Genomic DNA, 24429 nt, shown 5'->3' with positions numbered 1-24429 from the left:
CTCCTGGGAGAAGCTGAAAATGTACCGGGAAGCTTTTCTGGTTCCTACGCCGATGAAAGTGGCATTGGTCAACGGGTAGATCTGAAGTAACCCAAGGGCTTGATGTGAAGCTGGCTAGTGGCGATCCTTACAAGTTTCGGGTGAAGACGAGTGGCAACGCTGGGATTAATCCTCGCGGGAGTTATTACCTGGGCGTTGATAGGGTATTTTGTCTATCGGTACTTCAAGTCTTCCCCTGGACGCAATAGATCCGCTTGGATGCGTTGGCAACAAGACGGCCAGCCTGTCTCGACCGGACCGATGCCGTACCAGAAGAAGTGGTACTTACTGTCTCCTGCGGAACGGGACTTTTATGAGGCGCTCCGCCAGGCGGTAGGGAACCGCTACTTGATCTTTGCCAAAGTAAGATTGCTGGACCTTCTCTGGTTGCCGCAGAACCTATCCAATCGTCAGACGCACATGAATCGGGTGCAGGCTAAGCACGTAGACTTTGTCCTGTGTCATCCGTAAACCGTGGCTCCAGCTTTGGTGATCGAGTTGGACGACGCCTCGCATCAGTTACCGGAGAGACAGGAGCTGGACATCTTCCTCAATGAAGTCCTGCACGTTGCCGGGATTCCTTTGCTCCGTGTGCCGGTGAGGAAGTCCTTTTCAGCTCCGGCCCTGCGCGGTCAAATCCTGGAGACATTGGGCGTGCGCAGCCAACCGGGAACTGCCGCCTAAACAAGTTGTTTGTTCAGCAGACCTTACGGGCATTCAACTGGGCTTAAGAAAGGGCGTCAGGTTCTCGTCATCACCTATTGCAGCCCGGACATGCCGGTGATCGTCCCATCCCGTCATCTTGGCTGCTGCGCTAGAGTCAATGGTCATGTCGGACCCAGATTCCCATTGCCCATCGACGGATGGGGGTCGCGTCTTGCAGTCACAGCTTGGCTCACTCGCCGCCGTTGATCGTTCCAATCTGGTCCAACTATCGCTACTTCGTCAGAACGTTAACTCTTTGTCCACCACCTACCGGGCCAACAGGCTCATCATGAAGGAAGAAAAGATTCCGAGAACTTTTGTCCCTCTCTGTCTCCTGTTCTCGCCCCTTTCTCGTCAGCCATTTCTCTGCCGTAGAACGTTTCAGTCCTGTCCCTCACGCTGACGATCAGCCAGTAATACTCTTTGTGGAATCGCCAGGGCGGCGCAGCGCCGTGGGTTCTTCAGTTGCGCGATAGCGCTCGTGGCAGAGGGAGTGGTTGATGCGATGGGGAGTGATGAGTCTCGCAGTGGCGGGAGTGCTTTGTTGGTCATCGGTTGCCGTCCAGACTGCATTAGTCGTGAAGGCTTGTGAACGGACGCATCCGTTTCCTCATGGAGTCGTGACGGTCAAAGTGACTCCTCAGTATGTGCTCGGAACATCTTTTACCTGTCGGAGCCGGAAGTACTCTCGCCTCTGCCATCAGTGCGGGTCTTAGCTCCAGCTCCAGAAGCACTGTCGTCACTCTTGAGGACAGTCAGGTCGCTTCCCGTGTTTTTGCCCACACAGTGATCCGTCAGTTTGCCACGGCAATCAGAGACGCGGGCTCACTCAGTCAAGATCATAGAGTAGGAGCGCGTAGGTCCACCGCACGACGAAGGGAAATGACGCGAATCAGCAAGTGGTGCGACGCAGCACTTCCGAAACTGATCCGACGATGGGTGTGAACCTGTAGGCCGGCAGTTGTGGGGGAGAAAGGATGGGTGACCCGGTGAATCAGTAAGGTGCGTCTGTCTTGCTACTTCATTCGGCATGACTGTGCCGTAGGTGCTTCGGCTCTCACTGTTCCTGAGGAGACAACGTGGAGGGATCTCATATGCGTAAGCTCGTGAAGAAGATGACAGTGGTTCTGGGCGTGATAGCGATGGTGCTGTTCGCCAGCACGGTGATCATGGCAGTCCCGGCGTTTGCGGGCGCGGACGCAACGTTCGGTCCGCTGAACACTCTGTTGACAGGCTGGATGCAGGGTTCGCTCGGCACGTTGCTGGGCTTGATTGCCGGGGCGATCGGGTTGGGCTCCGCGATGACCGGCCGGTGGGGCTACATGTTCACGGGGTTCGGCGTCGCAGCCGGGTCCTTCTATTTGCCGACCGTGATCCCAACGATTACCACGGGGCTGATGTAAGGCAGAGGCTCGATGGGGAAGGGGTTGGATAGACGACTCCATCCCGATCTGCCTTGGGGCGACGTGCCTCGGTCCTCGGATCACCGAATCGATGTTGCAGGGGAGGATGACGGTGCCGGTCTTCATTTTAAGGTATCTCGACAATCCGCCGCAGATCGCCTGGTGGGAGTTGGACGAATTGATCGTGCTGATCCTCTGCGGCTTCATCGGCATCCTCACCCGACACCTGACCTTCCTGCTCATCGTCGGCCTCGTGTGTACGTTCATGATTTCGACGCTCAAGAGTGGGAAGAGCGACGGGTTCATCTACCACTGCGCCTACTGGTACGGAATCCCGGGATTCGACCTTCCGCTGGGACCACAAGAAACGATTCGGGAATTGATTGAGTGAGGACCCAATGCATCTCGGACAGTATGTGAAGGATCTCTACAGCACGCGGGCCATCGCGTTTGTTCTGCTCCTGGCCAACATCGGATTGGTGCTGGCCTTGATTGCAAACGGCCTCTATCGCCGGGTGGAGATTCTCCACGTGGTCCCAGCGTCGGTCTCGCGGGACTATCTGGTCACCTCGGACGGGAAGGTTTCCGATGAGTACCGCCGCCAGATCGCGCCGACCTTGCTGCCGTTCATTACGAATGTCACGCCGAGGTCGGTCGAGTTCGGCCACACGGTCGTGCTGCGTTACGTGGCCCCCGAAAAAGGGAAAAGGGGGTTGGGAGTCTTTCTCGTGGGGAAATGGATTGGGATGCTTCACGGTGCGAACCTGCTAGGGACGCTTGCTCCTGGGAGCTTCACGGGCAAGCAGCGCCGGGTGGCTGAGTAGGAGCTTGATGAACTCCGCTTGGCGTCTGGTGCCGGTCTTCTGAAAGATCTGTTTGAGCTGGGTGCGGGTGGTGTGGAGGTTTCGGTGGAGGTGGACGGCTGCGTCTTTCACGGACAAGCCTTGCAGGAGCAACGTGGCGAGTTGCCCTTCCGCGTGAGTCAGGCCGTACATATGCCCCAGGGAAGGCGTCGGACAGCTCCGGCGTGTCCTCCGGGTCGGAGATAAAGACCACGGCGGCGGGCCTCTGCTCATCCTGCCGCCTGCCGGCGTGCAGTGGGCTGACGAGCAGCGGGTAGCCCCGGCGTCCCGATGGCCGCGATACCAACATGGTGTCGCCGGCACCCAGCCCCGTGTCATTGGCAGTGTCCAGGGTCTCACGGAGCAGGTGTGCCAGCCGGCTGTTTTCATCGATAGCAACTGCGGTGAGCATGCCGTTCGTGATCGTCAGGTCGTCGGTTTGCCGGCACAGTGCTTCGGCTGCTTGGTTGGCCCACTGGATGCACCCCCGCGCGTCGTACACGATCATCCCCGGCCGCAAGCGATCCGCCACTTCCCGCAGCGTGTCGCGCTCCGCGGTGGCTTGGTCCAAACGGTTCTGGATTTGGAGCGCGCGTTTGAGATGAGGAAACAGGGATTGGAGGACGCGGGCCTCTCGATCCTCGTAAGGGCGGTGCTGGGACCAGGGCGGATGGACACCGATCAGGAACATCCGATTTCCCTCGACGAGGGGGGAAAGCCGCCCGCGGTGTGAAACAGTCCCAGCGGTTTCATCCAACTCTGATAGAACTCGTTCCGCAGGAGAGCCTGGTCGATGACGTGACGGTGGCTGGCGTAGGCGACGCCAACCTTAAAGGAGCCGGGATTCGGAGTCCATAATCCGAGAAACCCTTGGCGGAATTCCCACCAAAGCCAGCGGCCGAGTCTCTCCGCTGACAAGGTTGATTTCCGCGATGTTACCGGTGTGGCTCTGGGTGAGCTGGACAAGATCCTGCAGCACGGCAGACCAGTGCGACGGATCGAGGGCGTCGTCGTAAATCTCGCCAATGAGACCGGTCAACTGCTTCTCCCGAGCCATGGCTCACCTCCGTGAGCCGGTGTAGAGCCGCTGGGAGGTAGGAATGATGACAGGGCGATGGTGTAGCGCCAGCTTCGAGACAAGGCTACTTTCTCGAAAGTAGGGGGAGGCGGTTCGGACGCCAGCGTGGCTGCGGTGACCGTCAGTTCGAAGCGTCCTTTGTAGATGATGCCAAAGAGGGTTCCCCCGTTGAGAACATCCACACCGCCGAGCGTGACGCGGTTGATGACACCCCGGAGTTGGCGAGTGGAGCCAAGAACAGTCTTTAAATCCGTCCAAGTCGAGGATAGCGGGTCCTTTACAAAGGCTTGCGGCCGGCGACGAGACGGGCCACAAAGGGAAAGACGAGGCGATCGCCACGTCGGTACCGATTCGCGCCTTGGAGGATGAGACGTTTGACTTCCTGTGTTTGATTAATTGAGAGTTTTGCCATCAGGTTTTGAACTGGCGCTGCAATCTCCAGCAGGTTGGTGTAGTACTCCTCGGGGGAGGCATAGGACCATTCTGCGGCAAATTCCGACTCGCTCACGTCGCATAACCCGGCCTGAGTCAGCATGCTGCTCAAGTCACCAGGGTTCGCCAACCGAAAGATACCTGGCGCGGTCGGGTCCGGCGGCGGGAGCTCGATAACGCTTCTGATAGCGTTTACGGACAAACTGATCGACGGATTCTTGTCCGGGTCAGACCAGACGGCGGCGGCAACCCAGCCGCCGGGCTTGAGCACCCTTGCGATCTCGGCCGCCGCTTGAGGAACGTCCGGCAGAAACATCAGGCAGAAGCGGCTGGTTACCGCATCGAACGAAGCGGCGCCAAACGGCAGTGTCGTCGCGTCACCGGTGCGAAATGAGATGTTAGTCAAGCCGAGCCGGGCGGCTTTGCGCTCCGCGGCTGCCAGCATCTGCTCCGCCAGATCGATCCCGACCACGCGACCCTGAGAGCCGACGACCTGCGCGGCCAGCAGCGCGGGATAGCCAGTGCCCGAACCTAGATCCAGCACGTGATGGCCAGGGCGCAGTCGGGCGTCGCCGACCAGGCGGTGGTTCAAGCAGGCCATGCTGCGATCGAAGAACTCGTCCCACTTTTCCCATCCGGCCGCGACACGGTTCCAATCCTGCCGTTGAATCTCGATGACTTCTTGCGCTGTCTGTTGGGGCATGGCATCTCCTGCTACCAATGACCAGTGACGGTTGACGCCTGTCGCGATACGCGTCGTTCACTTCAAGCTCTGCAATGTCTCGCGCAGCTCTTTGACTTCCGAGGCGAACAGATCCAAGTGTTGTTCACGCTGTGGTTGATCGTCTTTGAACTTCCAGGCGCGCTTGAAAATCGCCCACAACTCCTTGCTGTGCGTCACGGCGAGAGCATAGGTTGGTTGCTCGCGCACGGCCTTCTCCACGCAACAGAGGGTGTTATCGAACGCATGAAGTTGATTGTGGAGATCGTTCAGCGCCTGATCGGATCCTCTGCCGCTTCTGGCGGCCTTCGCGCTGGCTTCCAACTCGTCGTGAGGTTGATCAACGTTTCGACGTGCGTGGCCCCTTTCGCCTTCTCCGCAAAGTCTTGAGCGTGCGGATAGAACACATAGCTGCAGCCGGTGAGCGCAAGCATTCAACGCCAGAATACCGAAGATACGACGCATGCCCGCCTCCCATGAATAGGGCCTCTGTCAACAGGGAACACAAGGCCCTGACTAATAATATGATGGACCGTTAACCTCCCATGCGGGCTCGGGTCGCCCAACCTTCCGGTTCAAAGACAGCCGCCCAATCTCCAGAACGAGGTGCGTGCCTCAAGGCACATGCGGGCTCACTGTCCTTGCTTGTCCATCAGGGTGCGCCAACCTGATCCGACGGTCTCTCGCATGCTACGCGGTCGCGGGCTCGAGCCTGCGCGGATCATCGCGCTCGCCGGACTTCAGCACGCCGTAGGCCGTGGTCAGCAGCTTCCGCGCTAAGGCCACGACCGCGATCTTCTTCCCTCGTCGGCGGGCGATGCGGGCGAAGAATCGTTGCAAGGGCTTGGCCCCGTGGCTCTTCATCCGCGCCACCGTATGCGCGCACTGCAGGAGCACGCGTCGCACCTCGCCCCGGCCATCCCGATTGATCCGTCCTCATGGCCGGACTGCCCCACTCTGATAGATGGTCGGGGCCAGCGCCCCATAGTTCGCCACGGCCTTGCTATCCTCAAACCGCTGGGCCTCGTCCAATGCGCTCACCAACACCCGGGCCGACAGTGGCCCAATGGCCGGGATGCTCTCCAGCAGGGGACAGCGCGGATCCTCGATCGCCTCGAGCCGAGCCGTGAGCTGCCGCTCCGCCGCACTCAACGCCTCGATGCTCGCCATGAACGTCTGCATGATCAGCTTCAGCGGCGCACTCACCGGCAGCCGCGCCAGCTTCGCCTGCCAGGTCGTGCCAGCAAAGAACTTCTCTGGGAGCCGATACCCTTCTTGGTACACATCGCCCCGGATCGTGTTGATCAGCGCGATGCGCTTGCTCTGCAGTTGCTGCCGCGCACTCACCAACTCGCGCAGCTCCCGGACAGGCCCCTCTACCACATGCACGGCTCGCGGCAACATCCCCGCTCGGGCCAGCTCCGCCAGCTTCTTCGCATCCACCCGATCCGTCTTGCCCCGACTCTCGGTGATCCACTTCACCTCGTTCGGATGCCCCACATGCACCTGGACCTCCGGCAGCGTCTGCAAGGTCTCCGCGATCCACTTCATCTGATTGCCCGCCTCGAAGGCGACCAGTTTGGCCCCGAGACCCACCTGTCGCAGCAGCGCGCGCAGTCCCGCCCGGGAGGCCGGCTGCTCCCCCGCGAACACGCGCTGTTTCCGTTCATTGACCGCATAGACCACCAGGCTCTTGCCACTGACATCCAATCCGACGTACACCATACGCTGCCCCCTTTCATTGGTGGTGATCGCTCACCGCAGACAGTCGGGCCTTCGTGCCTCGCCTGTCAACCAATTGAAAGGGGGCCCTATTCATAGAATCTCTTTTTAGAAAGGGTGAGGTCGGTAGTCAAGCATGTTGGTCCGCCCAGGTCAATGCCGCTCTTCACCTCTGCGCTAAAAAGGAAGAGTCAGCAGCCATTAGCGAACAGCTAGAGGCTTCACCCCCTCCCTTCCCTCCTCACTTTGTCAAGTGGGGAAGGTCTCGGAAAGCGGGAGTTCACTGGATCCGGCTTATCCATGCGATTCAGGGCTGGCTTTAGGCCAGAAAGGCCAGAGAGCGCGTATAATGTCGACCATGCGACTGGCACGATTGGTCGAAGTGGTCGCCAACGTTCGGGCAACCACGAAGAAGACAGAGAAAGTGGCCCTCCTCGCTGAGTGTCTCCGCCAAACGCAGGGCAAGGAAACGGAACTGGCTTCGCTCTATCTGTCCGGTGCGCTCCGGCAGGGCAGAATCGGCGTGGGCTGGCGCATGATTCAGGAGGCGATGGTCGAGGGGGCGGCGTCCGGCGAGTCCTTAACATTGACGGAGGTTGACCAGGTCTTCGACGGAATTGCGACGGATCAAGGGGCCGGTTCGACCGAGCGTAAGATCGGCGCGCTGCGCCGACTCTTCGAGCGGGCCGGTCCAGAGGAACGCCGGTTCCTTGCGCAATTGGTGATGGGCGAAATCCGGCAAGGCGCATTGGAAGGATTGCTGCTGGACGTGATCGCCAAGGCTGCTGTTCTTCCGTCTGGCGATGTCCGGCAGGCCTTCATGTTCTCCGGCAACATCGGCGAGGTTGCCCGCGCGGCGTTGGAAGAAGGTGCGGCCGGGCTCTCCCGCTTTTCGCTGCGGCTCTTTACACCGGTGGCGCCGATGCTGGCCAACAGCGCTGAGGATGTGGAAGAAGCGTTAGACCGGCTGGAGGAAGCGGCCTTTGAGTACAAGCTCGACGGCGCCCGCATCCAGGTCCACAAGGGCGGAGACGTCGTCAGGATTTTCACTCGACAACTCCAGGATGTGACAGAACGCCTTCCGGAAGTCGTCGAATGGGCCCATGCCTTGCCGGTGCGCGACGCGGTGCTGGAAGGCGAAGCCATTGCGCTGCGGCCCGACGGGCGGCCGTTGCCGTTCCAGATCACGATGCGCCGGCTCGGCCGCATCAAGGATGTGGACGCGGTCCGGCGGGAGATTCCGCTGTCGTCGTTTTTCTTCGATTGTCTCTACCTCGAGCGCGAAGGGTCTTTGATCGCACGACCCTATCACCAACGGATGGAGATCCTGACCAAGATCACTCCGTCATCCCTCGTGCCGCGCCTCGTGACAAACAGCCGGAGTGAGGCTGAGGCCTTTCTCCGGCAAGCGTTGGATGCAGGGCACGAAGGGCTCATGGCCAAGTCACTCTCCGCGCCCTATGTCGCGGGGCAGCGCGGCTTTCACTGGCTCAAGCTGAAGGCGGCGACGACGCTGGACCTCGTTGTGCTGGCAGCGGAATGGGGCCACGGTCGGCGCTCCGGCCGGCTGTCCAATCTGCATCTCGGCGCGCGCGATCCGCAGAGCGGGCAGTACGTGATGTTGGGGAAGACGTTTAAAGGGCTGACGGACGAGATGCTGAAGTGGCAAACGGAGAAGCTGTTATCGCTCGAAGTAAGCCGCGACGAGTGGACGGTCTATGTGCGACCGGAACTTGTCGTGGAGATCGCCTTCAGTGAGATTCAAGAATCACCGCGCTATCCAGCCGGTCTCGCCCTGCGGTTCGCCCGCGTGAAACGCTTCCGACCCGATAAGTCAGCCGCCGAAGCCGATACCGTTCAGACGGTAACGGCGTTATTCCACAAAAAACGAGGAACGGGCGAGGCGCTAGCTCGATAGACCCCTGATGCTCCCGTTTGAATAGCTGAGGTGTCTACTGAAAGATAGCGAGGGATGCAACCGGCTAGATCGTCAGCTTCGCGTGCGTGCGCTTGATAACCTCGTCCGTGAACTCAGTCGTTGTGGCATGGCCCTTCAAGTCTGCGGTGCGGACCCCTGCGCAGACGGCTTCGAAGACCGCTTCCGTGATTGCTTGCGCAACCACCGCCGCCCGGCTGCCGATGTAAGACAGGAGCGCCGCGGCCGCGAGGATCATGGCCATCGGGTTGGCGAGGTTCTTGCGAAACAATGAGGGTGCTGTTCCATGCGGTGCCTCCGCCATGATGACGCGGAGATTCCAGCTCTCATCGAAGCTCAATAGAAGGGATTCGGCTCCTGCGATCGACCCAAACATTTGCAAGACCAGATCGGACAGACAATCTCCGTCCCGGTTCAAAGCAGGGATCACCAGTGCGTCGCCGGGATTGGCCAGCAGCAGCGCATAGGTTGCGTCGATGAGCTGCGGCTCGTAGCGCACATGAGGATAGCGTGCGGCGGCCGCGTCTAGTTCTTCTTTGAGCATGCCCTCGTAAATGGGGCTGACCGTGTATTTGGGGCCGCCGAAGACTTTAGCGCCCAACCGTTCGGCGTGACGGAACGAGAACTCGGCGACCGCGCGGCAATGCCGTCGGGTGATCCGGTCGATCCGATAAGCCACCTGGGAAAGTCCCTCCCCTTCCCGCCACTCTTTCGCTCCGTACGCATCCCCGACCGCCATCCGCACGATCGCGATAGGTGCGTAGACGTTTGCCAGGGTTGGCACGCCGGGGATGCGCCGGCCAGTGCGCACGATGACCGTGCCGTCGACCCGCTCCCGCAGCAGGGCATTGGGGCTTCCCAGATCCGGCTCGCCCTCTGTGGTGATGGTGGCCGCTTTCAAACCAAACCGGTATGCGAGCAGAGCTTCTGCCGCCTCTTCGACGACACGATTCTTGGTGGCCCGCCGATTCCCAAGGCTCAAATCGAAACGTTTGAACGTGAGCGCAACTCCCGTCACTGCGGGGTCCAGCACCCGGAGCGCCTCCTCGAGGAGTTCTTGCCCCGTTTGGTCTCCCTCCAGGATCACGATGGTCGAGTTCATAAGACCGCCCCTCTCTTCGTCCGCGATTAATCTGTTCGCTGAATTCCCTCGCCATCATACTTTGTCCGAGACTCCGAATGCCAAGTGATGAAGAAAATGGGTCGTGAAGAAAAGTGAAGAAAAGGGGTCGGGGGTCTTTTCTCATCAAAAGCTCATGACTTATCCTCATGCCTGGCTCGAGATCTTCGCCTTCGAATCACCTCGACTCATGTTACAGTCATCTTGTCTCTGTCAACGTATGTGCCGTTCCATTGACCCTAGCAGGCCATGCCAAGAACATGCCAAGAAAAGAATCCCGACCCCCCTGTTTTACTGGACGGCTTGAAGTCACCCGATGAGGAGTGGAGAGAGTTGGGGGAGCCAGGGAAGAAAGGCGATGCCCACGCAGATCGACAGGGCGACGATCGAGGCGACCAACTCTTCGTCAAGTTTGGTTTCGGTGGCGAAGATCACCGCTGTGACGGCGGAAGGCATAGCGGAAACGAGAATCACGACGGCTCGTTGAAGAGCGGCGAGGTCAAGCACCCTCACGGCGGTCAACCCGAGTGCCAAGCCGCCGCCCATGCGCAGGGCCGCGCCGAGCATGGCGAACGGGAGTTGGCGCCGGACGGCGGCTGGCGTGATCGAGAGCCCCAGCACCAGGCTGGCCAAGGGCGTCGTTGTGAGATGGAGCGGCGTAAGGGCGAGATGCGCCCACGCGGGGAGAGTCAGTCCGAGCCCTTTCAGCCCTAGAATGATCAGCAACGCCCAGAGTGGCGGGGAGGAGATGAAACGGACAAGTGGAGACCAGACCGTCGGTGACGTCCCGCCGTACCACGCGGCCAGGCCGTAAACGATCGTGAGCGTCAGCGTGGTCTGGCCCAGATCGAACAGGACGGCTTGGCCAAGACCCTCTTCGCCGAACGTCGCGAGCGTGACTGGGTAGGAAAAGTAAACGCTGTTGATGCATCCGGTGGCGACAATGAAACCGCCTTGCCTGGCGCGTGGCCATTGCAACCAGCGGACGGAGAGCCAGGACAGGGCGATGAGCGGCAGCGTGATCAGGCAGGCGGAGAGCGGAATTTTCCACGCGGCGGCATCGAAGCCAATCCGATCGAGTGAGATGAGAATCGTGGCCGGCAGGCTGATCGAGAAGACGAACGCGGCGAGCCGCTCGGCATGGGACTTGGTGAGGAGATCGACGGAGCGGAGCACGGCGCCGACCACAAAGATCGCGACAAAGGCTTGCAGCGCGTGGGGCATAACAACTTCACTTGCCAGAGTGGTCGCGGCAGAGTAACAAAGATGAGGAGGCAGCGGCTATATTTTCTTCTGCCGTAGACTGGCCAACGTCATCATCGAATGGGAGGAACGCGATGGATTCCAAGAACCTCCAGCAAGACCTGGCAAACTTCTGGTCGAGAGCGCTCGACCGGCGCCAGATGCTTAAAACGCTCGGTGTGGTCGGTTCAGCCCTGGTCTTGAGCGGCCCAAGAGGGTTGGCGGAAGCGATGGCACCAGCAGCGACAACCAGCCAAGATACCGAGCGCGGTACGACAACCGGCGAAATTCCGAAGCGCGCGCTGGGCAAAACGGGGGTGGAAGTCTCGGTGCTCTGTTTCGGCGGGGCCCATTGGAGCCGGATGAATTCAGAAGCCGAGGCCATGCGGGTCATCCATGAAGCCATCGACGCCGGCGTCACCTTCCTGGATAACGCCTGGGAATATAGCGGTGGACGAGCTGAAGAATGGATGGGCAAAGCGCTTCAGGGGAGGCGGCAACAAGTTTTTCTCATGACCAAGGTCTGCTCGCACGGACGCGATAAGAAAGTGGCCATGCAGCAGCTTGAAGAATCCTTGCGCCGGCTGCGCACAGATTATCTGGATCTCTGGCAGATTCACGAAGTGATCTATGACGACGATCCTGATCGGCATTTTGCACCAGGCGGGGCGGTGGAGGCGTTGCTCGAGGCCAAGCGGCAGGGCAAGGTCCGGTTCATCGGCTTTACGGGACACAAAGACCCGACGATCCACCTCAAGATGCTGGCCTATGACTTTCCGTTCGACACCTGCCAGTTACCGCTGAACGTGTTCGACAGCACCTACCGGAGTTTCGAGCAAGACGTCCTGCCGGTGTTGAACCAGCGCGGCATCGCGCCGCTAGCCATGAAAACGATGAGTGGGAACGGGGCGCCGATCAGGCAGGGGATCATCACTGCGGAAGAAGCCCTGCGCTATGTGTTGAGCCTGCCAGTGGCGTCCATCGTGAGCGGCATCGACTCGCGGGAGGTGCTGCAGCAGAATCTCGACATCGTGCGCCGCTTCACGCCGATGACCGCCGCCGAGATGCAAACCCTGCGCATCCGCGTGGCCCGTTACGCCATGGACGGCCGCTTCGAGCTGTTCAAGTCCTCTAATCGCTACGACGGCCGCATTGGGCGGGAACAGCATGGATTATTATGAGCGTTGTTCGCAGAGCATGCAGCATACTCGTCCTGAACGAGCAACCGATTGCGCAATCAAGACGAGAAAGAGACATGAAAAGGGGTCGGGAGTCTTTATTTGTACAACTCATGGCTTCATCTGACGGACAGTGAGTCCTCACCGGGTTTAGGCCGCTAACATTTTCTCCTTCGTCAGCGACACGCTCGCAACAAATGGCTGCATCGGCGGCTTACCAGAACACCCGCGTCTCTGATGGGTTCGCTGTTCGTTGTACGCCTGCAACCAGGCATCCCAGTCAGTCTGGATGCTCGCCCAGCGTCCGATAGAGCTTCTTCCAGAACGCCACGCGATAGAACGCATTGAGCAGGGGCGTGTGGAATCGTTCACCGATTCCGTTGGTCTGGGGATGCTGCGTCTTGGTCCGGGTGTGATCGATGTTCTCGACGGCGAGATACCATTCGTACTCATGGCGCTCCGGCGCCCCACCGTACTCCGTGCCGCGATCCGTGAGGACGCGATTCAGCGGAATCGCGTGCTGCTCGAAGAACGGCAACCCCCGGTCATTCAGCAGCTCGGCAGCCGTGACCGGCGTTTGGGGGTCATACGGCTTGGCAAACCCGACCTTGCTGGAGGTATCGCTGAAGGTCTGTTGGTCGATCCGGCCCACGCCCTGGAGTGTCCCGAGAGAGAACGTGTCCTGCGCCCCCCAGGAGCCCGGGCATTCACTTTCAAACTCGCCATGCGCTTCTTTGTCCGCTGGGGCTTGCTCCAAGCCACGACTTGGGCTTCGGTTAAGACGCGGCCTTCTTGGGCGCCCTTCGCGTCTAGCGCCCTCAGCTGCGTCCGCATCGTCTCCAGATCGTGCCGGAGCCAGATGCACCGGATGCCCACGGGGGAGATTGGCAGGGCCTGTTTGCGGAGTTCGTTTGCCACGCGCTGTGGGCCCCAGGCTGGTTGGTCGCTGGCCATCTGCACAAGGGCCTGTTCCCCGTCGGGCGAGACCCGATTCTTCCGGAGCGGCTTCCGCCGGGAAATCTCCTGGAGGGCGGCCTCGCCCCCTGGGGCATAGAGTTCTTTGAACCGATAGAAGCTAGCTCGACTGTAACCCATCACCTGACAGGCCTTCGGGACGCTGCCGAGTTGCTTCGCCAACTCCAAGACATCCACCTTCGTCTTGATGATCTTCGGTTCCGTGGTCAGCGTCCTCGCTCCTTTCGGTGAAGGCAAGGACTCTCCCTGACTGTCCGATTAAGTTCTAGCTTTCACACTTTATTCTTAATGCAATTTGTCTTCCTCACGAAAAGAGTCCCGACCCCTTTTGTGGACGCGAGATTTCTCCCGAAACCGTTCGGTTCTGGCATCCTGGCCGACAAAGTGCGGGAGATGTTGGCGGATACATGCTCGTGACCAGGGAGGAAGCCGATCGAGGACGAGACATGCGCGGGGACCTTCCCTGAAAGACGCGCCGCCGGACGCGCGGTGTGTCGTCAGCCTAACGCACTATTTCTTGAAGAGATTCTGCAAGGCGCGCCGTGCGGCTTCAGGACCGGACGATCCCGACGACGTTTCCCGCTCGACCGTGACGCGCAGTGAAAAAAAGGGGCATTCGTTGCGCGCGCGCTTGTCGGCGATGCGCTCGGGGATCGGCTGGGAGCATTCGAACCGCTGGCCCGGAGCGAAGTGGGTACACTGCTGGCAAGCATGCAGCTCGGCGTGACACTTGGGGCACTGGCCCTGCGCATCGGTCAGCGGGGGGAGCTGCGTTCCGCAGTCGGCGCAACGGACGACGGTTCGACTCGGAAGCATCGCGGGCGTACGCGGGCCCGATGGCCTTCCTGACTTTGCTCGTTCCGGCTTTTCATAGTCCCGATACCCCCGCTGACCGTATTTTCTGTCCGCCATAGCCGCCCCCCTGATTGTTCAGCTTTAGTCTACTCCAAGCAGTCATTGGTGTCATCCGGCACGCGCCTATGTTGCCTGATCCGGCGGAGCGCACGTCTTTCATAAGAGTACGGCTTGCGCCGTGCTCTCTCGTCGGTCGTCCAATCCAAAGCGCGGAGGTGTAGAATACCCATCGCGGATCAATCAGCCTTGCTTTGGCGATGAGTCTTTCGTCGAAGGAGGGGAACATGAAGCAGATCACACAGAACCGTACTCGGGGATATGTTGGACTTTGGATCAGACCAGGCATGGTGCCGATGTTGGCAATGGGATGGCTGGCCTTTCTCACACTGCCGGCGCACGCCAGCCATCAGGGCCATGCGGGTCATGCGGAGGAAGAGAGTCATGAGCCAACCGGGCCGGGATATGCGATCCCGGGCGCATCATTTCGGATCTTCCTGGGTACGGGAAACGCGACGCCGGCAGGCGGGGGGCTTGACCAAACCCACGTCGAAGCCGCTGTCCAGACTGTCGTCGATGCCCTCACCATCATGCTGCAACATCGGACCGACTATGCGCGATTTGATGAAGCCTTGAAGAAAGACGCGCTCGACAAAGTCGTCGTCGAGCCCACCGTGGTGAATCGGGACGGAAAGGAGTTTGCGTTTCTGGTTGCCCGTACGACAAATCCGGGCCGGGTCAAGCTGCTGATCAGTGCGTCGTCACTGAAAGACAAGGGCTATCTGGGACATCCCGACAAACTGGTCCCGGTTCTGGCCCGAGAATTCCAGTGGGTCGTCAGCAAAGCGGATACGTCTCCCAAGGCCAAAACCGTGGCGGTCGAACGCAACCTCAAAGATGCGCCAATTCGCACGGACAAAGAGATTCGGGAGATGTCGGGGGAGGAGCGAGAACGTCTCCTTCAACGACTGTTCGACACGTATCTGAGAACCGTGGACGACTTAAAGAGCTTGCAGGGGCAACCGTTTTACGAAGTCGGCACCACCACGCTAGTTCAGCCGAGCCATCCCGATTCCACGATCAAGCTCTATGACATTCGGGTCCGTGAGGCTCTGCAGAAGATCGTGCGGGACCCGTATTTTTCGGAACACACGCCGAAGGCGGTCCGCAGCCTGCTAAACGGAAAAATTTGGAGCGTCGCGTTTGTCAAAATCGATCAGCGGGATTGGGCCACGCGCACCCGGGTGCTTCCGGAAGACAAGGCCGTGCTGGTGGGGAACAGCGAACATCCGATTCAACCGGCTGCGGTGTTGGTCAACACGTACCGAACGGCGGCCCCGGACGACCCGTTTTATGCGGACACGAAGGGCCTGCCGATGGGGGCGCTCTCGACGGATCAGCTCGCCCGCGTCATCGCGCTCGAAATTCAGCACAACATTGTCGAGAAGTCCATGCGAGGTCACGTGGTCCAGGACGCGAGCACTGCCCCCAAGTGAGGGAAGGGGGCGGGTCGCGCGAAGCAAGGTTGCCCTTTCCGAATTCATGCACCAGTCAACACAGCCGGTCACGAGAGACAGGAAAAGGCTGTCGGCGCCCGGCATCTCGATCACTGCGGAGAGACAGCGGCGAACTGATAAGGATTCCCCATGAGTAGTGCGGAGAAAGTCTCAGCTTGCTGTGGCATCGCGGGAGGCGGTCCGGCCGGGATGATGCTCGGACTGCTGCTGGCCCGCACCGGCGTGGATGTGCTTGTCCTGGAGAAGCACGCCGACTTCCTCCGGGATTTTCGCGGGGACACGATTCATCCCTCCACGCTCGAAGTTCTGCACGAACTTGGGCTGCTGGAAGATCTGCTGAAGCTGCCCCACCAGAAGGTGCCCCGGATCAATGCGCGGTTCGGCGACCTGGCGCTGACGGTGGCGGACTTCACCCATCTGCCGACCCGGTGTCGCTTCGTCGCGTTCATGCCACAGTGGGATTTTCTCGACTTCCTCGCCCGAGAGGGGGCTCGGTATCCCGGCTTTCAGTTGAGGATGCGGGCCGAAGTGACCGGCCTTATCGAAGAGGCGGGTCGTATAGTCGGACTTCACGCGCAGACCGCGGACGGCCCGTTGGAGGTGCGCGCGAACCTGGTCGTCGCCGCCGACGGCCGGCATTCGGTCGTCCGGGCACAGGCCGGCTTGTCAGTGGAAGAGTTCGGCGCGCCGATGGACGTGCTGTGGTTCCGGCTGTCGCGTCGAGCGGTCGATCCCGAGGACCCGATCGGGCGCTTCGATACCGGGCGGATTTTCATCATGCTGAACCGCGGCGACTACTGGCAGTGCGGCTTTGTCATTCCCAAAGGCTCACGCGATCAATTCCAGGCTCGAGGGTTGGCGGCGTTTCGCGACAGTGTGGCGCAGCTCGCGCCGTTTGTGGCCGATCGCGTCGGCGAACTGCAAGACTGGGAGGCGATCAAACTGCTCACGGTCCAGGTCGATCGGTTGCGTCAATGGTTCCGTCCGGGACTCCTGTGCATCGGTGATGCGGCGCACGCCATGTCGCCCATCGGCGGCGTCGGCATCAACCTCGCCATCCAGGATGCCGTCGCGGCCGCGAATCTATTGGCCGCTCCGTTGCGGGAACAGCGACTGACGACCGACGATCTGCGCCGCGTCCAGCAACGGCGGGACTGGCCGACGCGCGTGACCCAGCGCGTGCAGCGCTTCATCCAGAAGCGCGTCATTACACGTGTGCTCGGAGAGGCGGGTCCGCTTGCGCCTCCGTTTCCTCTTCGCCTCCTGGCGCGATTTCCCTCTCTCCGCCGGATTCCTGCCTGGTTGATTGGGATTGGCGTCCGTCCCGAGCATGTGGAAACGCGCGCCATCTCCGTAACTCAGCAGGGCTTTAAGCTTTCTTTTCTCACAGCTCGATCGCCGCGTCCGTCTCCAGGGCGAAACGACCCCGGCCACAGGGGACAAGCTGGCATTTCTGTTCCAGCCGTTTGCGCAGCAGGATCAGCCGGCTTTCCAAGTTGTCCTTGATCTCGGGCAGGCCGAGCCATGGATCCATCCGGAGCTCGCGGTTGGTGAACTCGGACCGGCCTTCCTGGCGGTACTGGGTAAGCAAGCGCCACAGAATGCGGCCCGGCACGCTGCGAATCAGATATTCGCCGTCCACAAAGATACAGTCATCGCGGTGAAAGAAGCAGAACCGCCGTGCACGCGGCAGTGACACCGCTGCATGCACGGGTTGCGGTCGCGCGAACGTCGCCGACGGCGGTTCCTCCGCCTCGCGGCCGAGTTGCTCGATTCCAGCCGCCACGTGCGCCGCCGAGATCGTCAGGATGGTATTTTCGCGAGGCATGAAGGCGAGCGGCTCCGCACTTTCGACCGCCAGCACGCCCGCCAGGCGACCGCGGGCGACCAGCGGGATGGCGATCTGGCCTGCGGCTCCGGGCAGACCGGGAAGCGGAGTTTCCCGACACACTGCCTCAGGCCCTGCGACCACCGCCGCGCGATCCCGCACGGCGCGGGCGTACCGCAGGCTGTGATCGATCGTGGATAGATGCAGCGCGCGTCTCGCTCCGGCGACCATGCCGATCAAGCCCTCGCCGAATCCCACCTCGGATTCCGCGCCGTTTTCCGGATAACCCTGGATCGCGATGGTCAGCAGTTTCTGGTTGCGCTCGTCCGCCAGCAAAATCGTGGAGTGACGAAAGCCGAACAATTCGTCGAGGAGTTGGAGCGCCATCTCCAGCAAGTCGCCCAGCAGCTTGCGCCGGTTCAGGCGTTCGGCCAGGAGCCGGAGCGACACCAGGTCGTTGTCCACAAACAGGCGGGAGGGGCGTTCCGAGGACGGTGGGGTGGGCAAGCGGGTGAAGCCGTCCATCCGCTCGAGGCGCAACACCTCGTGCACGTCGGCCGCCCGCAAACGAAAGATGTCCGTCATCCCCGCATAGGACGCGACGGCCTGCAGTTGCGGGGACATCGACTCGAACAACAGACCGGCCGATTCGGAATGGTCATACCGCAGGTACAACCGATAGGCCTGGAGGTTCCGGGGTCGAGGATCATGGCGCAGGCCAGCGGATTTTCTCGAACGTTCTTGTGCGTCTTGTTGAAGAATTGAAATGAGATCGCCACGTGCGTGGCGTCAATGTAGTACACCTGGCTGAGGAACGTGATATTTGGGGTGCCGTCGCGCGAACAGGTGCTCAACGCGGTGGGGATGATGCCCTGGAAACAGGGCCAGAGGTCTTCGATCTGCGGCGCGGTTGTTTCCATAAGCTTACACCCTCTCTCCGGCGCCGGGACCCGGTGTCTGTAGAAAGACCTCCGTCACGTCGATCTCGACGGCCAAACCGGGCTCGGTGACCCAGGCTTCGCCAAGCTGAGCCGGAACGCCGACGGCGGCGATTTCTCCTAAAAAGTCGCGGTGCCAGTTCCTGCTGCATTCCCGGTCGCACTGATGCGCGGGCCGGATTACTTGTGCTCGTCCCTTGAGTTGGCAGGTCACGTGATCGGTCGGCCGCGTGCAACTGACGGCGATCAGTCCGTTCTCTCTCAAGTTCTGGAGTGTCTTCCGGGAAATCGCCTCCGTGAGCAAGATTGTGACCGAGGTGCGGTTGTCTCCCACGCGGATGCCCTAGGCCCGCGTGCACTCCGGCAAGAGGTGCGCGTCACGCGTGCCGACGACGACGGAGACGCCGGTCTGGAGGAAGTCGTACACCTGTTGAGGGATCATGAGGGAAACAACGAAAACGCATTTAAGAAAGAATTAGGCAAACGACAGCATATTCTTAGGAATTTCCGCTCGCCCTCCTATGCTAGGGTTGGCCCCGTTGAAGGGTGGCGGCTGGTCCCGCCGATCATCGTCACTCACCCTTACTGGCCAAACATGGAGGAGGTTCCCATACGACACGTGCTATTTCCATCACTCGTCGGCCTTTCTGTCCTGGTACTGGCCATTGCTTTTTTGAGGAGGCAACCGGCGGCGAAGCCGTCGTGGCTGCTCGCGAGAATGGCCCTTCCGTCGTTTTTGTCGCCCATGACCACAGGTTCAGTGGACCCGACCGCGTACCGGCCTGAGTAACGACGGTGGAAATCATCAATCAGGGGCAGGATCTGCATCATGTGCAGATCGTCAGGTTGGCTCAACACAAGACAAGACCGCGGCGGACTTCCGCGCGGCGATGCAGGCGAACCCGTCCCGGCCACCGAGTTGGGTGAGCTTTGTCGGCGGGCCGAACGCGGTGTTTCCCGGAAGCAAGACATCGACGACGATGAGGCTCGAGGCCGGCAACTATGTGGTGCTTTGTCTGATTCCCGATAAACCCGGGGTGCCGCATGTGGCGTTGGGGATGGAAAAACCGCTCTTGGTCACGCCGGCCGTCGTTGCGGCTGATAAAGAGCCCGTTCCGGACCTGATCATCACCCGGAGTGACTTTCACTTCAGTCTTTCCAAACCCGTTGAGGCGGGAACGCACACGATTCAGGTGCTCAACGCCGGCAGTCAGCCGCACGAAGCCGTCGTGGTCAAGCTGACGCCCGGCGCAACGGCGAAGGATTTCATCGCGGCCTTCGAGCCCGGCGCAGCCGGTCCTCCGCCCGGTCAGGTGTTGGGAGGCATTGTGGGACTAGACCGCGGCGGGCACGGATTCTTCCAGGCGCATTTTGAGCAGGCCAGTACGGGTTGATCTGCTTTTTCATGGACGCCGAGAGCAATGCGTCGCATGTTGCGAAGGGCATGGCGCTGAACTTTACCGTGAAGTAGACGTCGCTAAGGATGCGGGCAGAGCGACCGGTGTTTTCGCGACCGCTATTTGATCGTGAAGTCCAGGACCATACCCTTTCGGGCATGGGAGTTCTGAAGATAGGGATTAGAAAACAAGCAGATCAAGGCATAGCGGCCGGGTGATAACGTGGCGGTGAACACGCCTTCTCCGCCGGGCTCCAACTCGGTAATCCCTCCGACCAGCTTTCCAGGTAACGGAACACCGTAGCCCAGCGTCCATGCGGATAGAATCTGGTCCGGCGACGCGTCCGCGGCGAGCCGGAAAAGACTGACCTCATGCGGTTGACCTCCGCGATTGACGGTATAAAAGGTATGGCGTCCCGGCCTGATACGTTCCACGATGTCGAATTGGAAATCGCGCAGCGCCAGATGGTAATGCCCCGAAAAGGTCGGTTTCGGCGCTGTCTCTTTGACCACCTGCAGCGACCTCCGCATGCCCAGCGCAACGTGCGGTCTCCCATCGCGCGCCGGGATCGTGCAGATGAGGACGTAAGAACCCGGGGCCAGATAGACCACGGCTTCCCCTTCTTCCCCGGGTTCGACTCCATTCGGCCCACCCATTCGTTTCGCCCAAGAGGAGAGGGGAGCGCCAGCACGGGCTCCCGAAGCACCGCAGCGAGGTCTTCCGGACGTTTGCCCTTTTCCAGGCGAAGCAGTTGAATGTGGTGCGGTTCACGGCCGTGATTGACGAGCCGGACGGTAGTTATGCCGGAGGGCATGAACGGCGGGGCCGTCGAACCCATAATTTTCTGCCGTAAACGTCGCGATGGAAGCTTCGGAGGAAGAAGATGAGGCATCTACAGCGGTAAGACCACAGAAACCGATCGACATCCAGATGAGGATGAGAAACCGAGAATACCAACCAACCTCACCGGGGTTCATCGCGAGTGTTTTGTCCCCCGTTGTCGTCCGGAGTCCAACCGAAAAGTTGAACGGAGCACGATGGTGCTCGCTCCTGCCGATTGCGTCAATAGAAGGAAGCACGACGCCATGACCGTCAGGCCTCTTGGCCGTCATTTGAAAAATTTATCGGCGAGACGGAGATCCTTTTCCAGGTCAAGGGACCGCCCGGCCGGCGGTGAACCGAAACCCTCGGGCGCACGCCTGCCGAGTTCCTTGTCGAGGCTTTTCACAATCTCCTCCGGATGTTTGGCGCCGATGAAGTCGCGAAAGAGCGTCGGTCCCGGGGGCGGACTCGGCCCTCCCGGCGGCCCGACCGTGGGGGCCGTTCCCGGCCGGTCGTCGACCCGGAAGTCGCCGGTAGGACCCAGTTGGGCCAGTTGCGCGAACGCGGAGACGTTGCTGACCACACCAAGGAGAAGCAGAGACACGAGCCATCTCATGGTGGCCTCCATCGAGGCTCTGGGAGGGAGGGAACGAGAAAGATAATTTAATTTACTCTACCACACCGGAGCATACTGGAGAACGTACAGGCCGAGAATCCCATTCAAGACGATTGATGCGGCGAACGGGACCGGCGAATCCGGTCGGCAAGGCAAGGTGTGAGCCGCACGGGAGATCTTTGAGCCGGCGCGCGTGACCGGTGCCACCCACACCCGATACAATGGACCTCGGACTCGCTCGCCGGATGAACGTGTTCAACGGAGGCCCATCATGCAACTGATGTTAGAACCGCAAGAGCGAGAAATCTTGGTGTGGGCGTTGAACGGCGCGGTTTCCGATCTGGGAGCCGAGATTGCCGATACGGAGAATCAGGAGTTTCGAGAGGACCTGAAGAAGCGAAAGGCGATCTTGCTGGGGATTCTCGACCGTCTGAAATAGACAAGGACGGGGGGCCGCGCCTAGCCTAATGGCCGAGAATGGCACCGGACGGCTCAGTCAAGCGCGGTGCGGGATGGAGGCGTTTGATCCCAGGAAGGATGGGCGAGCGCCACGCACAGGTTGCGTGCGATGTCATAAGGAGGGTTTATCGTCATGGCCAACAAGAACATCATCGCGGTGGTAGGAGCGACAGGGATGCAGGGCGGCGGGCTGATCCGCGCGATCGTCAACGACAAGGATGGAGGGTTTGCGGCGCGGGCGCTGACGCGCAAGGTGGGCTCGGACAAGGCCAAAGAGCTGGCGCAACTGGGAGCGGAGGTGGTCGCCGCCGATCTCGACGAGGTTGAGAGTCTTAAGCGGGCGTTCGCAGGCGCCTACGGGGTGTTCTGTGTCACCAACTTCTGGGAGCATTGCTCGCCCGAAAAAGAATTCGCCCAGGCACGGAACATGGCGGAAGCGGCTAAGCACGCGGGTGTCCAACACGTTATCTGGTCGACGCTTGAAGACACGCGCCGTTGGGTGCCGCTCACTGACACCCGCATGCCCACGCTCCTGGGCAAGTACAAGGTGCCACACTTCGATGCCAAGGGCGAAGCGGATGGTGTGTTCCGAGCGCTGAATATTCCCACCACCTTCCTGCTCACCTCGTTCTACTGGGACAACCTGATTCACTTCGGGATGGGTCCCAAGAAAGGTCCGGACGGCACGCTGACGTTCACGCTCCCGATGGGCGACAAGAAATTACCGGGCATCGCCGCGGAAGATATCGGGAAATGCGCCTTCGGCATCTTCAAAAAAGGCTGGGAGTACGTCGGCAGGACGGTCGGTGTCGCCGGCGAACATCTGACCGGCGCGGAGATGGCTGCGAAGCTTACCCAGGCGTTGGGGCGGGAGGTGCGTTACAACGCGGTGGCGCCCGAGACCTACCGCAGGTTCGGATTCCCCGGCGCCGAGGATCTCGGCAATATGTTCCAATTCAAGTGCGATTTTAACGCCGTGTTCTGCGGCGCGCGCGATCCTGCCGTCGCCCGCGCGCTTAATCCCGCTCTGCAAACCTTTGACCAGTGGTTGGCTCAGAACAAGACGCGCATTCCGGTCGACTAGCAACTGTGTCGCGCTGAGGGATCTCCATCCGCGCGACCGAACCCCTTGTCCAATCCCTTCTTCAAGGACCGCCTGCAAAAGACGAGATGCCGCGACCGCGCATGAGAACAATTTTGTAGTACGGGCGACAAAATGCGTCAGAGAAAGACCGAGTCGGTCAAAAGGCGATGCTTCGATCCGGCTCGGCGGCAAAACAAAAATCACTGATGGTGTATGCAGTTCGTTACAAGCGGCGGCGGTTTCTTCCCGTGACGGCCCGTTGACCCTCCTGCGGCACTCCATTTGCCGTCACCTTGTTCGGCTCGTTGTTCGAGACGGTCCTTGCGTGTCGAGTCGCGGGCCCTTGCTTTTCAACGGTCGGGGAGGGATGCCATGAAAAACCTGATCCTAGTGGCAACTGCGGGATTTTTGCTGGCAGGTTGCGCGGTGGACGACGGGCGACGTCCCAATGTCAACGTCGGCGTCGCCATCGGCGGTGATGCTCCCGCCCGCGGCGGTGGTCCTCCACCCTGGGCCCCCGCCCATGGGCGACGCGCCAAGGAAGCGGCCTATCGATATTACTACTATCCGGCTTCGGGCGTGTATCTGAACATCAGCACAGGAACCTACTTTTACCTGAGCGGCGGGACGTGGCAGGTGTCCGCGAGGTTGCCGCCTTCCGTGGTGATCGACACAGCTGATTACGTCAGCCTCGAACTCGCTACGGACAAGCCGTATCTCTTCTACGACGAGCACAGGGTCAAATTTAAAGGCAAGAAAGGCCATCCGAAAGGCAAAGGGAAGTGGAAGGACGGCGGACCGCCTTTCTGACGTCGGTATCCACTGCTCGCGCTTCCGGTCTTGACCTTGGACATTCCGGTGGCGGTGCAGGTTCTGTTTTTCGGAGCCGCCGGTTCACATTGTCCCAGCCGAGGAGGAGGCGCTTCCGGCGTGACGCCGCGATGACCGCATGGGCTTGCGCGGGCATGACCTCCGCTCCGGCAATCCTTGGAGAGAAAGGTGTTCGAACCCGGGAGGCGTCGCAGAACCTTGCTCAATCGGGTGAGGCGACCCGTCCAGCCGGACTGATGTTTGTCGCGTTCTTCCGTGGTGGGGAAGAACGCGTGCGCGAGCGTCAGTTCGGTGCCCTCCGGAACCGTTCGCAGCTCAATGGTGACGAAAGTTTCATAAAATTCCCTGAGTCCAAGCCGGTCCCGATCCGAACCTTCCCATGTCCAGGTGAACACCAACCGTGCCGGCGGCGTCACTTCCTGATAGCCGCCCGGGTATAGATCATCCCGTCAAGGGCCTTCATCGCGATGCGATAGCTCCCGCCAACGCGCGGGTCCACTTCGGCAAGCAAAGTGGAGTAGTCGTCCGACGGCGCAAACCACCGCGTCAACGCATGCGGGTCCGTCCAGGCCCGGAAGACTTTTTCTCGCGGTGCCGTGAACCTGCGGGTGATTCGGAGCATAGTGTGAGGGGGCGGTGAGCCGGTCGGCCATAGCGATTCCTTCGCCGGCCGGGGAACAGCGGGCGAAGCA

The 24429-nt window shown here is 60.6% G+C and carries 26 protein-coding genes and 4 pseudogenes; 13 read left to right on the top strand and 17 right to left on the bottom strand.

Annotated elements, in window-relative coordinates; genetic code table 11:
- Positions 1 to 258: 258 nt before the first annotated feature.
- The 5 genes and pseudogenes from ACWHTU_RS15475 (at position 259) to ACWHTU_RS15455 (ending at position 3722) form a co-directional block, all read left to right on the top strand.
- A pseudogene (locus ACWHTU_RS15475) lies at positions 259 to 723 on the top strand (DUF2726 domain-containing protein).
- A gap of 1115 nt (positions 724 to 1838) precedes the next feature.
- Entirely contained in the window at positions 1839 to 2147 is a 309-nt protein-coding gene (locus tag ACWHTU_RS15470; protein ID WP_447860285.1) for a hypothetical protein, read from the top strand.
- Between the two features lie 112 nt (positions 2148 to 2259).
- The gene (gene traL, locus ACWHTU_RS15465; RefSeq protein WP_447860284.1) at positions 2260 to 2538 is read left to right on the top strand and encodes a type IV conjugative transfer system protein TraL; all 279 of its coding nucleotides are present in this window, start codon (positions 2260 to 2262) and stop codon (positions 2536 to 2538) included.
- Between the two features lie 7 nt (positions 2539 to 2545).
- Positions 2546 to 2971 (top strand): TraE/TraK family type IV conjugative transfer system protein, encoded by a 426-nt coding sequence (locus ACWHTU_RS15460; protein ID WP_447860283.1) that lies wholly within the window; start codon positions 2546 to 2548, stop codon positions 2969 to 2971.
- Positions 2972 to 3239: 268 nt separating this feature from the next.
- Positions 3240 to 3722: a hypothetical protein gene (locus tag ACWHTU_RS15455; RefSeq protein ID WP_447860282.1), complete on the top strand. Its 483-nt coding sequence runs from the start codon at positions 3240 to 3242 to the stop codon at positions 3720 to 3722.
- A 96-nt stretch (positions 3723 to 3818) separates the two neighbouring features.
- Here the strand turns inward: ACWHTU_RS15455 and ACWHTU_RS15450 are convergent, their stop codons facing one another.
- The 5 genes from ACWHTU_RS15450 to ACWHTU_RS15430 all read right to left on the bottom strand — a co-directional run bounded on the left by ACWHTU_RS15450 (position 3819) and on the right by ACWHTU_RS15430 (position 6945).
- Complete coding sequence (locus ACWHTU_RS15450) at positions 3819 to 4046, bottom strand: hypothetical protein (protein WP_447860281.1); 228 nt, start codon at positions 4044 to 4046, stop codon at positions 3819 to 3821.
- A 298-nt stretch (positions 4047 to 4344) separates the two neighbouring features.
- Complete coding sequence (locus ACWHTU_RS15445; RefSeq protein ID WP_447860280.1) at positions 4345 to 5202, bottom strand: class I SAM-dependent methyltransferase; 858 nt, start codon at positions 5200 to 5202, stop codon at positions 4345 to 4347.
- Positions 5203 to 5259: 57 nt separating this feature from the next.
- The gene (locus tag ACWHTU_RS15440; protein WP_447860279.1) at positions 5260 to 5685 is read right to left on the bottom strand and encodes a hypothetical protein; all 426 of its coding nucleotides are present in this window, start codon (positions 5683 to 5685) and stop codon (positions 5260 to 5262) included.
- A 225-nt stretch (positions 5686 to 5910) separates the two neighbouring features.
- Entirely contained in the window at positions 5911 to 6117 is a 207-nt protein-coding gene (locus ACWHTU_RS15435; RefSeq protein WP_447860278.1) for a hypothetical protein, read from the bottom strand.
- A 39-nt stretch (positions 6118 to 6156) separates the two neighbouring features.
- Positions 6157 to 6945, bottom strand: a complete 789-nt coding sequence (locus ACWHTU_RS15430) for an IS110 family transposase (RefSeq protein ID WP_447860277.1) — start codon at positions 6943 to 6945, stop codon at positions 6157 to 6159.
- A 355-nt stretch (positions 6946 to 7300) separates the two neighbouring features.
- On the opposite strand from ACWHTU_RS15430, the gene ACWHTU_RS15425 reads away from it, so the two are divergent.
- Complete coding sequence (locus ACWHTU_RS15425; protein WP_447863378.1) at positions 7301 to 8860, top strand: ATP-dependent DNA ligase; 1560 nt, start codon at positions 7301 to 7303, stop codon at positions 8858 to 8860.
- Positions 8861 to 8924: 64 nt separating this feature from the next.
- Here the strand turns inward: ACWHTU_RS15425 and ACWHTU_RS15420 are convergent, their stop codons facing one another.
- Complete coding sequence (locus ACWHTU_RS15420; RefSeq protein WP_447860275.1) at positions 8925 to 9980, bottom strand: isocitrate/isopropylmalate family dehydrogenase; 1056 nt, start codon at positions 9978 to 9980, stop codon at positions 8925 to 8927.
- A 327-nt stretch (positions 9981 to 10307) separates the two neighbouring features.
- Positions 10308 to 11222, bottom strand: coding sequence for an AEC family transporter (locus ACWHTU_RS15415; RefSeq protein WP_447860274.1), 915 nt, complete (start codon positions 11220 to 11222; stop codon positions 10308 to 10310).
- A gap of 179 nt (positions 11223 to 11401) precedes the next feature.
- On the opposite strand from ACWHTU_RS15415, the gene ACWHTU_RS15410 reads away from it, so the two are divergent.
- Positions 11402 to 12421: an aldo/keto reductase gene (locus ACWHTU_RS15410; protein ID WP_447863377.1), complete on the top strand. Its 1020-nt coding sequence runs from the start codon at positions 11402 to 11404 to the stop codon at positions 12419 to 12421.
- 147 nt (positions 12422 to 12568) lie between these two features.
- Here ACWHTU_RS15410 and ACWHTU_RS15405 read toward each other — a convergent pair.
- A pseudogene (locus ACWHTU_RS15405) lies at positions 12569 to 13603 on the bottom strand (IS481 family transposase).
- Positions 13604 to 13903: 300 nt separating this feature from the next.
- A complete protein-coding gene (locus ACWHTU_RS15400) occupies positions 13904 to 14305 on the bottom strand; it encodes a hypothetical protein (RefSeq protein ID WP_447860273.1) in 402 nt (133 codons plus the stop codon).
- 227 nt (positions 14306 to 14532) lie between these two features.
- Here ACWHTU_RS15400 and ACWHTU_RS15395 point away from each other — a divergent pair, with 227 nt between their 5' ends.
- Positions 14533 to 15741 carry a hypothetical protein gene (locus tag ACWHTU_RS15395; RefSeq protein WP_447860272.1) on the top strand — a complete coding sequence of 403 codons (1209 nt, stop codon included), beginning with the start codon at positions 14533 to 14535 and terminating at the stop codon, positions 15739 to 15741.
- A 150-nt stretch (positions 15742 to 15891) separates the two neighbouring features.
- Entirely contained in the window at positions 15892 to 17268 is a 1377-nt protein-coding gene (locus ACWHTU_RS15390) for an FAD-dependent oxidoreductase (protein WP_447860271.1), read from the top strand.
- Between the two features lie 319 nt (positions 17269 to 17587).
- Here ACWHTU_RS15390 and ACWHTU_RS15385 read toward each other — a convergent pair.
- The 4 genes and pseudogenes from ACWHTU_RS15385 to ACWHTU_RS15370 all read right to left on the bottom strand — a co-directional run.
- Positions 17588 to 17977, bottom strand: a pseudogene (locus ACWHTU_RS15385) (GAF domain-containing protein); the annotation flags it as partial.
- A gap of 153 nt (positions 17978 to 18130) precedes the next feature.
- A pseudogene (locus ACWHTU_RS15380) lies at positions 18131 to 18510 on the bottom strand (pyridoxamine 5'-phosphate oxidase family protein); the annotation flags it as partial.
- A 4-nt stretch (positions 18511 to 18514) separates the two neighbouring features.
- Positions 18515 to 18862 (bottom strand): hypothetical protein, encoded by a 348-nt coding sequence (locus ACWHTU_RS15375; protein WP_447860270.1) that lies wholly within the window; start codon positions 18860 to 18862, stop codon positions 18515 to 18517.
- Positions 18863 to 19110: 248 nt separating this feature from the next.
- Positions 19111 to 19359: a hypothetical protein gene (locus ACWHTU_RS15370; RefSeq protein WP_447860269.1), complete on the bottom strand. Its 249-nt coding sequence runs from the start codon at positions 19357 to 19359 to the stop codon at positions 19111 to 19113.
- Between the two features lie 149 nt (positions 19360 to 19508).
- On the opposite strand from ACWHTU_RS15370, the gene ACWHTU_RS15365 reads away from it, so the two are divergent.
- Complete coding sequence (locus ACWHTU_RS15365; RefSeq protein WP_447860268.1) at positions 19509 to 19922, top strand: hypothetical protein; 414 nt, start codon at positions 19509 to 19511, stop codon at positions 19920 to 19922.
- 122 nt (positions 19923 to 20044) lie between these two features.
- Here ACWHTU_RS15365 and ACWHTU_RS15360 read toward each other — a convergent pair whose 3' ends face one another.
- Positions 20045 to 20581, bottom strand: coding sequence for a hypothetical protein (locus tag ACWHTU_RS15360; protein ID WP_447860267.1), 537 nt, complete (start codon positions 20579 to 20581; stop codon positions 20045 to 20047).
- Between the two features lie 452 nt (positions 20582 to 21033).
- Entirely contained in the window at positions 21034 to 21363 is a 330-nt protein-coding gene (locus tag ACWHTU_RS15355; RefSeq protein WP_447860266.1) for a hypothetical protein, read from the bottom strand.
- A gap of 271 nt (positions 21364 to 21634) precedes the next feature.
- Here ACWHTU_RS15355 and ACWHTU_RS15350 point away from each other — a divergent pair, with 271 nt between their 5' ends.
- The 3 genes from ACWHTU_RS15350 to ACWHTU_RS15340 all read left to right on the top strand — a co-directional run bounded on the left by ACWHTU_RS15350 (position 21635) and on the right by ACWHTU_RS15340 (position 23716).
- Positions 21635 to 21802, top strand: a complete 168-nt coding sequence (locus tag ACWHTU_RS15350) for a hypothetical protein (RefSeq protein ID WP_447860265.1) — start codon at positions 21635 to 21637, stop codon at positions 21800 to 21802.
- A 153-nt stretch (positions 21803 to 21955) separates the two neighbouring features.
- A complete protein-coding gene (locus ACWHTU_RS15345; protein WP_447860264.1) occupies positions 21956 to 22906 on the top strand; it encodes an NmrA/HSCARG family protein in 951 nt (316 codons plus the stop codon).
- Between the two features lie 372 nt (positions 22907 to 23278).
- Complete coding sequence (locus tag ACWHTU_RS15340) at positions 23279 to 23716, top strand: hypothetical protein (RefSeq protein WP_447860263.1); 438 nt, start codon at positions 23279 to 23281, stop codon at positions 23714 to 23716.
- Here ACWHTU_RS15340 and ACWHTU_RS15335 read toward each other — a convergent pair.
- Together ACWHTU_RS15335 and ACWHTU_RS15330 are read right to left on the bottom strand one after the other, a co-directional pair.
- Positions 23629 to 24153: an SRPBCC family protein gene (locus ACWHTU_RS15335; protein WP_447860262.1), complete on the bottom strand. Its 525-nt coding sequence runs from the start codon at positions 24151 to 24153 to the stop codon at positions 23629 to 23631. The genes ACWHTU_RS15340 and ACWHTU_RS15335 overlap by 88 nt on opposite strands.
- The gene (locus ACWHTU_RS15330) at positions 24150 to 24359 is read right to left on the bottom strand and encodes an SRPBCC family protein (protein WP_447860261.1); all 210 of its coding nucleotides are present in this window, start codon (positions 24357 to 24359) and stop codon (positions 24150 to 24152) included. Before ACWHTU_RS15330 ends, ACWHTU_RS15335 begins: the two co-directional genes overlap by 4 nt.
- Positions 24360 to 24429 lie beyond the last annotated feature (70 nt).

This window comes from Nitrospira calida, assembly GCF_976986435.1.
This window is presented reverse-complemented; position numbering and strand designations above follow the sequence as displayed.

Bases quoted from the DNA above. Each gene is read 5' to 3' on its own strand.
- ACWHTU_RS15470 (WP_447860285.1), top strand. From the start codon at position 1,839: ATGCGTAAGCTCGTGAAGAAGATGACAGTGGTTCTGGGCGTGATAGCG.
- ACWHTU_RS15460 (WP_447860283.1), top strand. From the start codon at position 2,546: ATGCATCTCGGACAGTATGTGAAGGATCTCTACAGCACGCGGGCCATC.
- ACWHTU_RS15450 (WP_447860281.1), bottom strand. From the start codon at position 4,046: ATGGCTCGGGAGAAGCAGTTGACCGGTCTCATTGGCGAGATTTACGAC.
- ACWHTU_RS15445 (WP_447860280.1), bottom strand. From the start codon at position 5,202: ATGCCCCAACAGACAGCGCAAGAAGTCATCGAGATTCAACGGCAGGAT.
- ACWHTU_RS15440 (WP_447860279.1), bottom strand. From the start codon at position 5,685: ATGCGTCGTATCTTCGGTATTCTGGCGTTGAATGCTTGCGCTCACCGG.
- ACWHTU_RS15430 (WP_447860277.1), bottom strand. From the start codon at position 6,945: ATGGTGTACGTCGGATTGGATGTCAGTGGCAAGAGCCTGGTGGTCTAT.
- ACWHTU_RS15425 (WP_447863378.1), top strand. From the start codon at position 7,301: ATGCGACTGGCACGATTGGTCGAAGTGGTCGCCAACGTTCGGGCAACC.
- ACWHTU_RS15420 (WP_447860275.1), bottom strand. From the start codon at position 9,980: ATGAACTCGACCATCGTGATCCTGGAGGGAGACCAAACGGGGCAAGAA.
- ACWHTU_RS15415 (WP_447860274.1), bottom strand. From the start codon at position 11,222: ATGCCCCACGCGCTGCAAGCCTTTGTCGCGATCTTTGTGGTCGGCGCC.
- ACWHTU_RS15410 (WP_447863377.1), top strand. From the start codon at position 11,402: ATGCTTAAAACGCTCGGTGTGGTCGGTTCAGCCCTGGTCTTGAGCGGC.
- ACWHTU_RS15400 (WP_447860273.1), bottom strand. From the start codon at position 14,305: ATGGCGGACAGAAAATACGGTCAGCGGGGGTATCGGGACTATGAAAAG.
- ACWHTU_RS15395 (WP_447860272.1), top strand. From the start codon at position 14,533: ATGAAGCAGATCACACAGAACCGTACTCGGGGATATGTTGGACTTTGG.
- ACWHTU_RS15390 (WP_447860271.1), top strand. From the start codon at position 15,892: ATGAGTAGTGCGGAGAAAGTCTCAGCTTGCTGTGGCATCGCGGGAGGC.
- ACWHTU_RS15370 (WP_447860269.1), bottom strand. From the start codon at position 19,359: ATGATGCAGATCCTGCCCCTGATTGATGATTTCCACCGTCGTTACTCA.
- ACWHTU_RS15365 (WP_447860268.1), top strand. From the start codon at position 19,509: ATGAGGCTCGAGGCCGGCAACTATGTGGTGCTTTGTCTGATTCCCGAT.
- ACWHTU_RS15360 (WP_447860267.1), bottom strand. From the start codon at position 20,581: ATGGGTGGGCCGAATGGAGTCGAACCCGGGGAAGAAGGGGAAGCCGTG.
- ACWHTU_RS15355 (WP_447860266.1), bottom strand. From the start codon at position 21,363: ATGAGATGGCTCGTGTCTCTGCTTCTCCTTGGTGTGGTCAGCAACGTC.
- ACWHTU_RS15350 (WP_447860265.1), top strand. From the start codon at position 21,635: ATGCAACTGATGTTAGAACCGCAAGAGCGAGAAATCTTGGTGTGGGCG.
- ACWHTU_RS15345 (WP_447860264.1), top strand. From the start codon at position 21,956: ATGGCCAACAAGAACATCATCGCGGTGGTAGGAGCGACAGGGATGCAG.
- ACWHTU_RS15340 (WP_447860263.1), top strand. From the start codon at position 23,279: ATGAAAAACCTGATCCTAGTGGCAACTGCGGGATTTTTGCTGGCAGGT.
- ACWHTU_RS15330 (WP_447860261.1), bottom strand. From the start codon at position 24,359: ATGCTCCGAATCACCCGCAGGTTCACGGCACCGCGAGAAAAAGTCTTC.